The sequence below is a fragment of the Arthrobacter sp. CAN_A6 genome, assembly GCF_015751715.1.
Classification (GTDB): Bacteria; Actinomycetota; Actinomycetes; order Actinomycetales; family Micrococcaceae; genus Arthrobacter_D.
Genome location: NZ_JADOUV010000006.1, coordinates 207,973 through 220,475 on the forward strand (window position 1 = coordinate 207,973; position 12,503 = coordinate 220,475).

The 12,503-nt window shown below is 66.2% G+C and carries 15 protein-coding genes and 1 tRNA gene; 8 read left to right on the forward strand and 8 right to left on the reverse strand.

Features of this window, described 5'->3' with window-relative positions:
- Positions 1–63 precede the first annotated feature (63 nt).
- The 3 genes from IWX75_RS11930 (at position 64) to IWX75_RS11940 (ending at position 1,975) form a co-directional block, all read left to right on the forward strand.
- Positions 64–591 (forward strand): bacterial proteasome activator family protein, encoded by a 528-nt coding sequence (locus IWX75_RS11930; protein ID WP_196822451.1) that lies wholly within the window; start codon positions 64–66, stop codon positions 589–591.
- A 6-nt stretch (positions 592–597) separates the two neighbouring features.
- Positions 598–1,047: a hypothetical protein gene (locus IWX75_RS11935; RefSeq protein WP_196822452.1), complete on the forward strand. Its 450-nt coding sequence runs from the start codon at positions 598–600 to the stop codon at positions 1,045–1,047.
- 88 nt (positions 1,048–1,135) lie between these two features.
- Positions 1,136–1,975, forward strand: a complete 840-nt coding sequence (locus IWX75_RS11940) for an aldo/keto reductase (RefSeq protein WP_334684304.1) — start codon at positions 1,136–1,138, stop codon at positions 1,973–1,975.
- 135 nt (positions 1,976–2,110) lie between these two features.
- On the opposite strand, the gene IWX75_RS11945 is transcribed toward IWX75_RS11940, so the two are convergent.
- The 3 genes from IWX75_RS11945 to IWX75_RS11955 all read right to left on the reverse strand — a co-directional run bounded on the left by IWX75_RS11945 (position 2,111) and on the right by IWX75_RS11955 (position 4,908).
- Positions 2,111–3,448, reverse strand: coding sequence for a CAP domain-containing protein (locus tag IWX75_RS11945; RefSeq protein WP_196822454.1), 1,338 nt, complete (start codon positions 3,446–3,448; stop codon positions 2,111–2,113).
- A 256-nt stretch (positions 3,449–3,704) separates the two neighbouring features.
- Positions 3,705–4,556, reverse strand: a complete 852-nt coding sequence (locus IWX75_RS11950; protein WP_196822455.1) for an alpha/beta fold hydrolase — start codon at positions 4,554–4,556, stop codon at positions 3,705–3,707.
- A gap of 163 nt (positions 4,557–4,719) precedes the next feature.
- Complete coding sequence (locus IWX75_RS11955; protein WP_334684295.1) at positions 4,720–4,908, reverse strand: UBP-type zinc finger domain-containing protein; 189 nt, start codon at positions 4,906–4,908, stop codon at positions 4,720–4,722.
- Between the two features lie 11 nt (positions 4,909–4,919).
- Here IWX75_RS11955 and IWX75_RS11960 point away from each other — a divergent pair, with 11 nt between their 5' ends.
- Both IWX75_RS11960 and IWX75_RS11965 read left to right on the forward strand, forming a co-directional pair.
- Positions 4,920–5,081 (forward strand): hypothetical protein, encoded by a 162-nt coding sequence (locus tag IWX75_RS11960; protein WP_196822456.1) that lies wholly within the window; start codon positions 4,920–4,922, stop codon positions 5,079–5,081.
- Between the two features lie 125 nt (positions 5,082–5,206).
- On the forward strand, positions 5,207–5,449 hold the full coding sequence (locus IWX75_RS11965) for an acyl carrier protein (protein ID WP_196822457.1): 243 nt from the start codon (positions 5,207–5,209) through the stop codon (positions 5,447–5,449).
- Positions 5,450–5,618: 169 nt separating this feature from the next.
- Here IWX75_RS11965 and IWX75_RS11970 read toward each other — a convergent pair.
- The 4 genes from IWX75_RS11970 to tmk all read right to left on the reverse strand — a co-directional run bounded on the left by IWX75_RS11970 (position 5,619) and on the right by tmk (position 9,158).
- Positions 5,619–5,691: transfer RNA gene (locus IWX75_RS11970), tRNA-Thr, on the reverse strand.
- Between the two features lie 85 nt (positions 5,692–5,776).
- A complete protein-coding gene (locus IWX75_RS11975) occupies positions 5,777–7,354 on the reverse strand; it encodes an alpha/beta hydrolase (protein ID WP_196822458.1) in 1,578 nt (525 codons plus the stop codon).
- Positions 7,351–8,514, reverse strand: a complete 1,164-nt coding sequence (locus tag IWX75_RS11980; protein ID WP_196822459.1) for a DNA polymerase III subunit delta' — start codon at positions 8,512–8,514, stop codon at positions 7,351–7,353. The genes IWX75_RS11975 and IWX75_RS11980 overlap by 4 nt, the downstream gene beginning before the upstream one ends.
- A complete protein-coding gene (gene tmk, locus IWX75_RS11985; protein ID WP_334684296.1) occupies positions 8,511–9,158 on the reverse strand; it encodes a dTMP kinase in 648 nt (215 codons plus the stop codon). The genes IWX75_RS11980 and tmk overlap by 4 nt, the downstream gene beginning before the upstream one ends.
- Before the next feature lie 115 nt (positions 9,159–9,273).
- Between tmk and IWX75_RS11990 the strand changes: the two genes are divergently transcribed.
- Both IWX75_RS11990 and IWX75_RS11995 read left to right on the forward strand, forming a co-directional pair.
- Positions 9,274–10,443, forward strand: a complete 1,170-nt coding sequence (locus IWX75_RS11990; RefSeq protein ID WP_196822460.1) for a trans-sulfuration enzyme family protein — start codon at positions 9,274–9,276, stop codon at positions 10,441–10,443.
- Positions 10,444–10,447: 4 nt separating this feature from the next.
- Complete coding sequence (locus IWX75_RS11995; protein ID WP_196822461.1) at positions 10,448–10,786, forward strand: DUF2516 family protein; 339 nt, start codon at positions 10,448–10,450, stop codon at positions 10,784–10,786.
- 74 nt (positions 10,787–10,860) lie between these two features.
- Here the strand turns inward: IWX75_RS11995 and IWX75_RS12000 are convergent, their stop codons facing one another.
- Entirely contained in the window at positions 10,861–11,670 is an 810-nt protein-coding gene (locus tag IWX75_RS12000) for a class I SAM-dependent methyltransferase (RefSeq protein WP_334684297.1), read from the reverse strand.
- 69 nt (positions 11,671–11,739) lie between these two features.
- Between IWX75_RS12000 and IWX75_RS12005 the strand changes: the two genes are divergently transcribed.
- Positions 11,740–12,489, forward strand: a complete 750-nt coding sequence (locus IWX75_RS12005) for a phosphoglyceromutase (protein WP_196822462.1) — start codon at positions 11,740–11,742, stop codon at positions 12,487–12,489.
- The last annotated feature ends 14 nt before the right edge of the window (positions 12,490–12,503 follow it).

Sequence of the window (12,503 nt, forward strand, 5' to 3'; positions counted from 1 at the left end):
ATCGTCGTCGGACCGGCGTCGTCGTAACCGGTATGGGTTCCCCGATCGTGAGAATATAGGCCCATGACTGAACAGCAGCCCCACGACGACGGCAAGGCCGCGCCCCTCGCCGAGCTTGTCGACAAGCCTGCCAAGGTCATGCGGATCGGCACCATGCTGAAGCAGTTGCTCGAGGAGGTCCGATCGTCGCCGCTGGACGACGCTGGGCGCGCCCGCCTTGCCTCCATCCACGAACGCTCGATGAAGGAGCTCGAGGACGGACTCGCCCCCGAACTCGTCGAGGAACTGCACCGCATCCACCTTCCCTTCAATGACGACTCCGCCCCCACCGACGCCGAGTTGAGGGTGGCGCAGGCGCAGTTGGTCGGTTGGCTCGAAGGGCTCTTCCACGGCATCCAGACCGCCCTCGCCGCCCAGCACATGGCGAACCAGCAGCTCGCCGCACGCTTGCAGCTGCGCCAGCTGCCGCCGGGTACCCAGATCGCGCCTGGCGTGGTGATCGGGGAGGACGGCGAACCCAAGCGCGTCCAGGGTGTGCCGAACGTGTCCCTCACGCCCGAGGATCCGCACGGCCCCGGCCAGTACCTCTAGCAACCGGTGGCTTTCTTCGCTGCGGCCCGGCAGGGGCGCAAGGACGACGTCGAGCTGGGCAGTGGCGTCTGGAGGCGGGCGCATGACCGCTTCCGCCGCGGGCTGGACCGCTACCACCAGATTCTCGAGGGCACCGAGGACGACGACGTCTACAGCGAACTCGTCGAGATCGCCAATGAGCTGGGGGAGATGCTTCCGAGGGTCCGGAGCGTCTGCGTGGAGGCACAGCGGCGTTCGCCCAGCAGCGGACTCGACATCCCCGGGGCAATGGTGCAGGTCCACCGGGCGCTTTCGAAGGCAGGCAATACGCTGGCGACGACGGCGGAAGCCGCCGCTATGACCCGGCTCGACGGCGAACGCTGGGGAGTGGCTTCCGCCGGGCTCGGGAACGTTCGCCGGCGGGCCGAGCTGGTGGCGGAGGACGTGGCGGAAGCGGAGCGCCAGCTCCAGGGTTGAGACGCGCAACAGGAAGGCTTCCGCTGTATCGCGAAATAATTCCGGCACCGTGCCGGTTGCCGCCTATATGACTACTTCACCAAATGTTCTGACCGCATCCCCGAATCTCACGTTCAACGACGGCCACACCATTCCCCAGCTCGGGTACGGCGTGTGGCAGGTCGAGGACAAGGTCGCCGAGGAAGTCGTCGGCGCGGCGTTCACGGTGGGTTACCGCCACATCGACACCGCCAAGATCTACGGCAACGAGGCAGGGGTGGGCCGCGCCATCGCGTCGTCCGGCCTGGCACGGGATGACATGTTCATCACCACCAAGGTGTGGAACGCCGACCAGGGGTATGAAAGCACCCTGAAGGCCTTCGAGGAGTCGATGGAGCGCCTCGGCCTGGAAACCTTGGACCTGTACCTGATCCACTGGCTGCAGCCGAAGCAGGGCAAGTACGTGGACACCTGGAAGGCCCTGGTCGAGCTCCAGAAGCAGGGCCGGGTCAAGAGCATCGGCGTCTCCAACTTCACCGTCGAGGCTCTTCAGGAGATCATCGACGCCACGGGCGTCGTACCCGTCATCAACCAGGTGGAGACCCACCCCTACCTGAACCAGGCCGAGCTCCGGGCGTTCGAGGAGAGCAAGGGCATCCTCCACGAGGCGTGGTCACCCCTCGGCTCCGGCAAGGGTCTGCTCGATGACCCGACACTGCAGGAGATCGCCGCCAAGCGGAACGCCACCCCTGCACAGGTGGTCCTCGCCTGGCACCTCGCACTCGGCAGCGTGGTCATCCCCAAGTCGGTGACCGAGTCCCGCATTCGTGAGAACTTCGAGTCCCTGAAGGTCACGCTCGAGGACGGTGACATCGAGGCGATCAATGCACTCGACAAGGGCGCTGAAGGTCGTATCGGTGCCGATCCGGCGACGGCGGACTTCGCCTGAGCAACAGGTTCCCTGAACGACAGCTCCGCTGATTAAGCACCTGTGGCGGCCATCCGAGTCGGATGGCCGCCACAGGTGCTTAATCAGCGGGATCGTGCCCTTCCGGTGGGCTTCGTCGTACGGACGACTGAGTTATCAGTTGATGACAATTCTTCCCGTCGGGTACCAGGTGATGGATCCGCCCTGGAAGTTCTGGCGCATGGTTCCGCTGCCGATCGAATACTCGTCAGTCATCGGATAGCCGAGATGACCGTTCTCGGAGCCGGTTGCTACCCAGGCATTCTTGATTCCACCGAAGGTGATCTGCGAACCCGTAGCCGGTGACCAGAAGATAGCTCCGTTTTGGTACACCTGATAAGCGCCACCGTTCCGAATGCCGATCTCATCGGTGATGGGGTAGCCAAGGTGGCCGTTCTCGGAGCCGGCCCGTGCCCAGGCGTTGCGGATGGCGCCGACTGAAATTTGTGCGCCTGTCGCAGGTGACCAGACGATGGTTCCGCCTTGGTAATCCTGCTTCACGCCTCCATTTCTGAGGCCACCGATCTCATCCGTGGTGGGGTACCCGAAGCGGCCGTTGTCAGCGCCGTAGGCCTTCCACAGCGCCCGGATTCCACCGAAGGAGATGCGGGCCCCGGTCGTCGGCGACCAGACGATGGCACCCCTCTCGAAGGTCTGGTACTTCCCACCGTTGCTGGAAACAGTCTCACCACTGACCGGTCTGCCGAGGAGACCTGCGACACCGGGCTGTGCGTACTTCTTGCCGATTTCGCTCTGAACCGGCACCGGTGTCGGGACCGGTGTGCTGGGCGTGGGCGTTGGCGCGGGGGTAGTCGGAACCGGTATCGGAGTGCTGCCCCCAAAACCGTTGTCCTGGCAGATCACAGCTCCACTGCCGACGACCGAGCACGATTCCTGGGGGTTCGTGGACGTACCGGCAAGAGGTGTTTCGTACCGGAAGAAGTTGACGACCCCGTACATGGCGTAACGATCTCGATTCACTGAAGGAACTCCATCAGTGAAGGAGATACCGATGCCGATGGTGTTCATGCGTGGATCGCTCATGATCGCGTTGTGCCCCGGGGAATTGATCCACTGCTGCACGATTCCAGTGGCGCTGCGGTCCCACCGGGCGGCAATGATCTCCCCGGCTTTGTTCCAGCCTGTGAGCCGCGCATCCCGAGAGTATCCGGGGTTGTGATAAAAGGTGTCGGTGGCCGCGAGGTGATCCGCCCAGCCCTGCGCTACGGAGGAGATGGTTCCGTTGTACTTCACAGCAGCAAGTCCCTTTGATGCCCGGAATTTTTTGATCTCCGCGAAGACTCCGATGATCTGCTGGTCATTCCTGTCGGCAACGACATTGCTGACGTCCTGGTTGATGATCACCGGAGCCGCATTTGCCGCCGTCGGGAAGAATCCGCTGAGGATAATTGCCGACGACAAAGCAATTGTTCCAGCCGTTCGAGTTGCGCGCATGGATATTACCCTTGGAGACCTTGTGATCCGCATTGGAACTTGAAATGCTGATGAATTGGGCAGTATGTGGCTGCCCAAGGAAAGCTATATCACGGCAATTCATCAACAATGTTCTGTCTCACGCGCGAGTCGTCGGCTCGCACCGCCAAGAGGAACCCAGGTCCCTGTGCGGTCCGAAGGTCTGTTCAGGTGAGGCCTCCCTCCAGGGGATCGCAGGCAGGCCTCACCAAGTGCGCCGGTTCTGAACCCAGGTGCGCTACCGGGCGAGGAATTCCAGCAGGTGCCTGTTCCATTCCTCCTTGTGGGTGACGGTCAACCCGTGCGGCGCGTCCTTGAGGACTACGGTCCGGCTGTGGGCCACGGCCTCGGCCGTGCGTTGGCCACTGACCTCGAAGGGAACGATCGTGTCGGAATCACCATGGATCACGAGTGTCGGCACAGCGATCTTCGCCAGGTCCTGACGGAAGTCGGTGGTCGCGAACGCCGTCGTTGCATCGAGCGTCCCTTTGGGGGAGGCTGCTTCGGCAATGTCCAGGTTGTACGCGAGCTGCTCGTCGCTGACCTTCGGCTTGTTCAGGAGAGATGGTTTCCCGGCTGTGAAGAACATGGTCAGGAATTCTTTGAGGAAGGCCGGACGGTCACCCGTCAGCCCGTTGCCGAACCAGTCCGCGAGGTTCTGGTCCACACCGCCCTCGGGGTTGTCCTCGGACTTCCACAGGTAGGGTGTGACCGCGCTGGCAAAGACGAGCTTTGCGATTCGTTCGTCGCCATAGGTGCCGATGTACCGGGCCAGTTCTCCGCCGCCCATGGAGAAACCGACAAGGGTGACTTCCCGCAGGTCGAGTTTCTCAAGGAGTGCACTGAGGTCGGCGGCGAAGGTGTCGTAGTCGTAGCCGGACCAGGGTTGCGAGGACTTTCCGAATCCCCGGCGGTCGTAGGTGATGACCCGGTATCCGGCTTCGACGAGGGCGGGAACCTGGCCTTCCCAGGCACGGCCGCTGAGCGGCCAGCCATGAATCAGGACCACGGGCTTGCCGGCCCCGAAATCTTCGTAGTACAGCTCGACGGCTTGACCGTTGGGGGAGGTATCGGCACTGATGAAAGGCATGGTGCTCCTTCGGATGAACGAGGGGGACCGGAGGGGCCCGCCCTTTCGGCGAATGCATACCTCTGTTATTCGAAGTCAGGGGGCGGACAGATGGTTTTCCTGCAGTGGAAGCCGCGGACACTGATCGTCGAAAGGTTCATCCCAGGACCTGGTCGACGTAACATCACTTCCAGGCTTCCTCGGGTTCCGCGCTGCGTATGACGGGGTGGCCGGACTCGCGGAAGTGACGGGCAGCATGGAGGCTGGTGGAGGAGTCACAGCAGCCGATATTCCCGCAGTCCAAGCACATCCGCAGGTGCACGGGGAACGTCCCCTCTGCGAGGCAGTCCAGGCATTGGGGATCCGCAGGCACCGAAGGATCAGGTGCATCCCGCAGGTCATCGCACCCCCGTGAACCGACCGGCGGGGCGGTCGGAGAGGTATCGACCGGCAGCCGAGCGGCTCAAGGCGCTGTTGGGTGGCGGCGCCGTCGCCGCCGGTCCCGCTGCCGGTGGGAGCGCCGTCGTCGACTCCGATGGAAGGTAGCAGCGCCTAACAACAATCAGGGCGGTCTGGCGAGTGCCTGCCGCTGCTTCTTCTTTTCATTGCGTCGGCTTTCGGACGCGCCATAGCCTGACACCACCTGTTCATTTCGACCATGGAGGTGCCACATGGCTACGGGAGAAACCGGGTTCGACGACGTCTCGTTCGACCTCATCTCGCTGCAGTACCACTCGCTGAAAGCGGGCCACGACTACGGGCAGTACGTACGTGATGCCCGTAACGCCGGCCGCGACGACATCGCTGACTTCTTCGAGCAGGTCATGGCGCAGGACTCCGAGCGGGCCGCCAAGTGCCACGCCTTCCTCGGGGAGCTGACGGGGTCGGCGGAATCCGGGCCGGCGCTGGTCTGACCGGGGCATCGTCCCACCCTCGACCCCCCTGATTAAGCACGTATGGCGGCCATTCGCGCCCCGAAGCCGCCATAACCGCTTAATCAGCGGGGGGTGTGGGGGGATCCGGGACCGGCAACCCTACGCACAGGAAAACCCCCGGCCGCATGTGGTCCGGGGGTTTCGCGTGAGCCTCCTGCCAGAGTCGAACTGGCGACCTTCTCATTACGAGTGAGACGCTCTACCGACTGAGCTAAGGAGGCATGCTTCATGATTCGGAAGTTTCCGGGAGGTCAATCCACAAGCAATAACTGTATAAGAGCGTAAGCCCGCTGGTCAAAGCGGCACTCAGCAGCGCACACCGTCCTCCGGCACCGTTCCGTTCGCGAAGTAGGAATCGACGACGTCGCCGATGCAGTCATTCGAGCGCCCGTAGGCCGTGTGGCCCTCGCCTTCCCACGTGACATGCACTGCCGATTCCAACTGGTCGGCAAGGGCAAGCGACCACTCATAGGGGGTTGCCGGATCCCCGGTTGTGCCGATCACGAGCATCGGCCCGGCTCCGGCAGCACTGACGGGTGCGGGTTCGAGCACGGGGCCGTAGGCCCAGGGCGCGCACGTCACTCCTCCGTAGGCGAGGAGCGCCCCGAAGGTGGGGGACGCTGCGACGAGCTCCTCCCTGTCCTCAGCCATCTGCGCCGGATCCGATGTCATCGGGTAATCGAGGCAGTTCACGGCCAGAAAAGCCTCGGTTGCATTGGTGGCGTAGGTTCCGTCCGGGCTGCGCTCCGCGGAGAGGTCCGCCAGGTACAGCATGTCGCTGACGTCGCCGTTCAGCGCGCTGTCGACGGCGGTGGTCAGGGTGGGCCAGTTGGCGTCGTCGTAGAGCGGAAGGATGAAGCCCTGCACGAAGGTGCCCACGGTGACCAGGCGCCCGTCCTCAGCACGTTGCGGCTCCTCCTCGATCGAGGCGACGAGGGCCTGCACCGCGGCGACGCCCTCGTCGACGGTTCCCGGCAACGGACATTCGTCGCCCGACTGGCAGTCGGCGATGTACGCGCGGAGTGCCTCTTCGAAAGCCGCAGCCTGCCCCAGCGTGACCTCCTGGCTGGAGAGCGACGGGTCGATGGCGCCGTCGAGCACCATGCGCCCCACCCTGTCAGGAAAGAGCCCGGCGTAGGTTGCGCCCAGCTGGGTTCCGTAGGAGAACCCGAGGAAGTTCAGCCGAGGGTCATTCACAACGGCCCGCAGGATGTCCATGTCCCGGGCGGCGCTCTCGGTATCGACGTAGCCCAGTAGTTCCCCGGTGCGTTCTGCGCACAGGTCGGCGAAGATCCGGGCTTCCTCGGTCAGGAGGGCCAGTGCTTCCTCGTCGGAAGCGCCGGCGGGGATGAACTGCTCGCGCGCCACATCCTTCTCGGCGTCGGTGCGGCACTCCACTGCGCTGGAGCGGTTGACGCCGCGGGGATCGAAGCCGACGACGTCGTAGGTTTCCCGCAGCGTGTCACTCGTGACGAACTCCACCGCGTTCTTCACGATGTTGTAGCCCGATCCGCCGGGCCCGCCCGGGTTCACGAGGATGGTGCCCTGGGCCTCGCCGTCGGCGTCGGACCGGATCGCGGCGATCTCGATGGTGTCCCGCCCCGGGTCGTCGTAATCCAGGGGGACCTCCACAGTGGCGCACGCGAACTCCTCCTCGCATGGCTCCCACACCACCTGCTGGCCGTAGAACGGGTCCAGCTCTCCAGGTACCTCGCCCACCACAGTGGGGTCGGCGCTGGCGGCTCCCGTCTCGGGCGGGTCGCCGTCCTGGCCGGGGAACAGCGAGCATCCCGACAGGGCGAGCGCAAGCACGGAACCGGCAGCGAGCGCACCCCACCGGCGACGGCGGGGCGGGGCGGGACTGCCGTCCGGTGCGGATTTCATCGCGCTAGGTCCTTTCGGGACAGAAGGCTCACAGCCATGGCTTCGATGGCGAGGAGCGGAGACACGTTGGTGGTCACGAGCCGCGTCCGCACCTCGTTGATGGCCTCGATATGGAGGAGCGTGTCCTCGGCGCTGCCGTTGCCGGCGAACGCCTCGAGGTCGGGACGGAGCGGCTCGTTGACGAGCTCCCGCGGGCTGGACAGCTGGAGCATGAGGACGTCCCGGTAGAACGAGATGAGGTCCGTCAGCGCCCGGTCGAAGTAGTCGTTCTTCGACCGCTTCGCCCGCCGCGTCTGGTCCTCCTCCAGGCGCTTGACCTGGGCCCGCATCGACGGCGGGAGCGTGCCCGTCTCGGGAGCGCCGAGGGCCGTCAGCAGCGCCGCGCGCTCCTGCGCATCCCGTTGCTCGAAGGAGCTCTGCGCTTCCGCTTCGGCCAGCTTCACGAGGTCGGCGGCCGCCTTCATGGCCCCGGATACCGAGTGCAGCGTGAGCGGGAGCCGGACGATCTGGTTGCGGCGCTCGCGGGCGCCGTCGTCGGTGGCCAGTCTCCGGGCCACGCCGATGTGGCTCTGCGCGGCACGCGCCGCAGCTTCCGCCGTCGCCGGGTCGATGCCGTCGCGGGCCACCAGCAGCTCGGCGACATCGCGGACCGGTGGGAGCCGCAGGCTCACCGAGCGGCAGCGGGAGCGGATGGTGACCAGCACGTCTCCCGGACTCGGCGCGCACAGCAGCCATATCGTGCGGGGCGGGGGCTCCTCGATGGCCTTGAGGAGCACGTTGGTGCTGCGCTCCTGCATGCGGTCGGCGTCCTCGACCACGATCACCCGCCAGCGCCCGGTGGAGGGTTTGTCCTGCGCCTTGCGGACCAGCTCGCGGGCTTCGTCGATGGTGATCGTCACCTTTTCGGTGGTGACGTTGGTGAGGTCGGCGTGCGATCCTGCCAGGACCGTCCGGCAGGCCTTGCAGGTCCCGCAACCGCGTTCCTCGAGCGCTTCGCGATCGCAGAGCAGGGCGGCCGCGAAGGCCCTCGCCGCATTGGAGCGCCCTGAGCCGGGTGGGCCGGTGAAGAGCCACGCGTGGGTGGGGGTGCCGGACTGCGACGCACGCTTGAGCTGCTCGACGACGGACTCCTGACCCCGGAGGTCCGACCAGACGCTCACGCGAGCCGCTCCAGGACGGCGTCGAGGATCTTCCGGCCGAGTTGGTCCCTGACGCCGCCGGCGGGCAGCACCAGATAACGGTCCGGGCTTTTTCCTGCGAGCTCGAGGAACTGCGCCCGGATGCGCTCGTGGAAGGGATCAGGTTCGGATTCCAGGCGGTCCTCGGGGGTGTCCTGCGCCGTGCGTCGGCTGCGTCCCTCAGCCGGCTCCACGTCGAGCAGGACCGTCAGGTCGGGGTGCAGCCCATCCACGGCCCATCGGTTCACGTCGAGGACGGCCTGTGCCCCGAGCTCGCGCCCCGCACCCTGGTAGGCGACCGAGGAATCAACATAGCGGTCACAGACGACGACGTCGCCGCGCGCCAGTGCGGGCAGGATCACCTGCGCCACGTGGGCGGCCCGTGAGGCCGCGAAGAGGAGGGCCTCGGTGCGCGCGTCGATCTCACCCTGGCCGTGTTCGAGGACGAGGCTGCGGAGCTTTTCGCCCACCGGTGTCCCACCCGGCTCGCGGGTACGCAGTACCGGAATGCCCGCGGCCCCCAGTGCTTCGCACAGGAGGGAGGCCTGGGTGGATTTTCCGGCGCCGTCGCCGCCCTCGAAGGCGACGAAGAGCCCGGGCAGGCCGGAGGGTTTCTCGGAAGTCACCCTTCAAGCCTACCGAGTGCTGCGGACAGTACCCGCCTGACGGATGCGCGAAGCCCGCTTCCTTCGGTGAGCGTCGTAATTCCCGGACACGAGCCCCGCCAACTACCCTGATCCAATGAGCCATTCCGCTGAGGACATGCCCCTGGCCCCGGACACCCTCGTGGTTGCCGCGGGCCGCCCCCTCCGGGAACACGATGCACCAGTGAACCCGCCGATCGTCCTCTCCTCCACCTTCCTCGGCACCCGCGTCCCGGAACCGGGCGACCGCGTGTACGGGCGCATGTCGAACCCCGCCTGGGACCCCTTCGAGGAGGCGCTCGGCCGGCTCGAAGGAGCCGATCACCCCGCGCTGGTCTTCAGTTCCGGCCTCGGGGCAGCCGCCGCAGCCCTGTCCCTGGTCCCGACGGGCGGCGTCGTCATCATGCCGAAGCATGCCTATGCCGGTTCCCTGAGCCTTGCGCAGGCGGAAGCGCAGCTCGGACGCTTCGCCCTGCGGACCGTGGACATCGCCGACACCGCAGCCGTCCTCGCCGAGATCGAGGACCTCAAGGGCGAGCAGCTGATGCTGTGGCTCGAAAGTCCGACGAACCCGATGCTCGAAGTCGCCGAAATGGCAGTTCTTACCAGGGCCGCCCACGCCGCCGGCGCACTCATCGTCGCCGACAACACCTTCAATACGCCGATCATCAGCCGACCGCTCGAGGACGGCGTGGACGTGGTGCTGCATTCGGTCACCAAGTGGCTCGCGGGACACTCCGACGTCGTCCTCGGTGCGCTCGTCACCTCCGATGCCGCCCTCCGCGCCACGCTGCTGGCCCACCGGACCCTCCGCGGCGCCATCGCCGGTCCGTTCGAGGTGTGGCTCGCGCTTCGCGGCCTGCGGACCCTCGCCCTTCGCATGGAACGCAGCCAGTCCAACGCCGCGATCCTCGCCGAGCGGCTCGCAGGGCACCCCGCCGTCGCCCGCGTCCGTTACCCAGGGCTTCCGCAGGATCCCGGGCACCAGCGTGCCAGGGAACAGCTGAACGGCTTCGGGGGCATCGTCAGCATCGAGCTGACCGGCGGCCTTGCCGCCGCCGACGCCCTGGTCGACGCGGTGCGCCTCTGGCTCCCGGCAACCTCCCTGGGTGGGGTCGAGTCGCTCATCGAACGACGACGCCGCCAGCCGGCTGAGCCGGTCACCGTTCCCGCGGACCTGGTGCGGCTGTCGGTGGGCATCGAGAACGTCGAGGACCTCTGGCGGGACCTCGATGGTGCCCTCACGTCAGCCGGACAGCTAAGCTGATTCCGTGCTGATCGTCTATTCCATCCAGAGTTACCTCTACCTCGCGCTGGGCTTCGTCGCCCTGGCGATCGAGGTCTGGGCCTTCACCGACTGTGCCCGCCGCAAATCGGCGTCGTTCGAAGCCGCCTCCAAGCGCACGAAGGGCTTCTGGCTGGCACTGACCGGCGGCGCGCTCCTGGTGGGTCTTCTATCGGCGCTCGGCGGCCTGGGTGGGGGCGGCGGCTTCAACCTGTTCCAGCTGGTCGCCGTCGTCGCGGCAAGCGTGTACCTCGCGGACGTCAAGCCCGCCGTCAGCGAGACGGCCGGCCGCGGGGGCAACTACGGCCCGTACGGGCCGTGGTAACAGCGCGCCGATAAAGGCGAGGCGGTGGGGCGCCCTGTAAGAAGCTCCCTGTAGAAAGCCCCCGCGAGAACGAGCTAGGCGGAATCGCCGGGCCGCACCGCGTTCCAGCCCACCGTGATCTCGCCGAGCCTCCAGCGCGACGGCGAATCGAGCAGCGGCCACCCGGCGTCCTTCAGGGCGGCGCACATCGCATTCCAACGCTGCCGGTTCCCGAACGGGGACAGGGGCGCGGCGTCGAGCCAGGCCTTGTCCATCGCCGCCAGGAATCCATGCACCCTCTCGCCCGGAATATTACGGTGGATCAGGGCCTTGGGAAGGCGTTCCGCCACGTCGGACGGCAGCGCGAAGGCGCCGAAGCGCATCGAGATGCTGAAGGACACCGGCCCGGACGGATCCAGCGCGACCCACGTCGCCCGCCGCCCGATCTCGTCGCACGTACCGTCGATGAAGAGTCCCTCCGGCGCGAGCGCACCCTGCACCTGTTCCCAATGAGCTTCGTACTCGTCCTCACCGTATTGCCGCAGCACATTGAAGGCCCGCACGAAGACGGGCCGCCGGCCGGCCAGCGGCAGCTCGAATCCACCCTGCCGGAAGCTCAAACGGTCCCGTGAGAGCGGAAGGGCGGCCTGCACCCGCAGGGGGTCGATCTCGATGCCGATGAGCTCGATGTCCTCCCGCACGCGGGACAGCCGTTCGAAGAGCTCGACGGCGGTGACAGGCGCCGCTCCGTAGCCCAGGTCCACCACGAGGGGATCGTGTGCGGCCCGGAGACGCACGGCCTGCGGACCGGCGAGCCAGCGGTCCACACGCCGCAGCCGGTTGGGGTTGGTGGTTCCACGCGTAATACTGCCCACCGACTGGGGACTGCGTCTGACCTGCGGCACCGTCCAAGGTTACTGGTAACAGTGCGTTCACAGATGCCTGGGAAGCATCGATGCGGCAGACTGGGAACCATGACTTCCTACAAATTGATTCTGCTGCGCCACGGGCAAAGTGAGTGGAACGAAAAGAACCTTTTCACCGGCTGGGTGGACGTGGCCCTGACGGCCAAGGGAAGGGAGGAAGCCACCCGCGGCGGGCACCTGCTGGTGGAGGCCGGGATCCTCCCCGACGTCGTCTACACCTCGCGCCAGAAGCGGGCCACCATCACGGCCAACCTGGCCCTCGAGGCTGCGGACCGCACCTGGATCGACGTCAAGCGCAGTTGGCGCCTGAATGAGCGCCACTACGGAGCGCTGCAGGGCAAGGACAAGGCGCAGACGCTGGCCGAGTTCGGCGAGGAACAGTTCATGGAATGGCGCAGGTCCTACGACACCCCGCCGCCGCCCCTCGATGACTCGAGCGAATACTCCCAGGCGAATGATTCCCGCTACGCCGACCTCGGCGAGGCCCTGCCCCGCACCGAGTGCCTCAAGGACGTCCTCGAGCGTTTCCTGCCGTACTGGGAATCGGACATCACCGAGGACCTCAGGGCCGGCAGGACGGTGATGATCGCGGCACACGGCAACTCGCTGCGCGCCCTCGTGAAGCACCTCGACGGCATCAGCGACGCCGATATCGCCGCACTGAACATCCCCACCGGCATCCCACTGGTGTACGAACTGGATGAGAACCTGGTGCCGGTCAAGGCCGGCGGCACCTACCTCGACGTCGAGGCCGCCGCAGCATCGATCAAAGCAGTCGCGAACCAGGGCAAGCACTAGCAGTAGACGGCCAC

Excerpts from the sequence above, each read along its gene's own strand:
- IWX75_RS11930 (WP_196822451.1), top strand. The coding sequence starts at position 64 with ATGACTGAACAGCAGCCCCACGACGACGGCAAGGCCGCGCCCCTCGCC.
- IWX75_RS11965 (WP_196822457.1), top strand. The coding sequence starts at position 5,207 with ATGGCTACGGGAGAAACCGGGTTCGACGACGTCTCGTTCGACCTCATC.
- IWX75_RS11945 (WP_196822454.1), bottom strand. The coding sequence starts at position 3,448 with ATGCGCGCAACTCGAACGGCTGGAACAATTGCTTTGTCGTCGGCAATT.
- IWX75_RS12005 (WP_196822462.1), top strand. The coding sequence starts at position 11,740 with ATGACTTCCTACAAATTGATTCTGCTGCGCCACGGGCAAAGTGAGTGG.
- IWX75_RS11990 (WP_196822460.1), top strand. The coding sequence starts at position 9,274 with ATGAGCCATTCCGCTGAGGACATGCCCCTGGCCCCGGACACCCTCGTG.
- IWX75_RS11975 (WP_196822458.1), bottom strand. The coding sequence starts at position 7,354 with ATGAAATCCGCACCGGACGGCAGTCCCGCCCCGCCCCGCCGTCGCCGG.
- IWX75_RS11950 (WP_196822455.1), bottom strand. The coding sequence starts at position 4,556 with ATGCCTTTCATCAGTGCCGATACCTCCCCCAACGGTCAAGCCGTCGAG.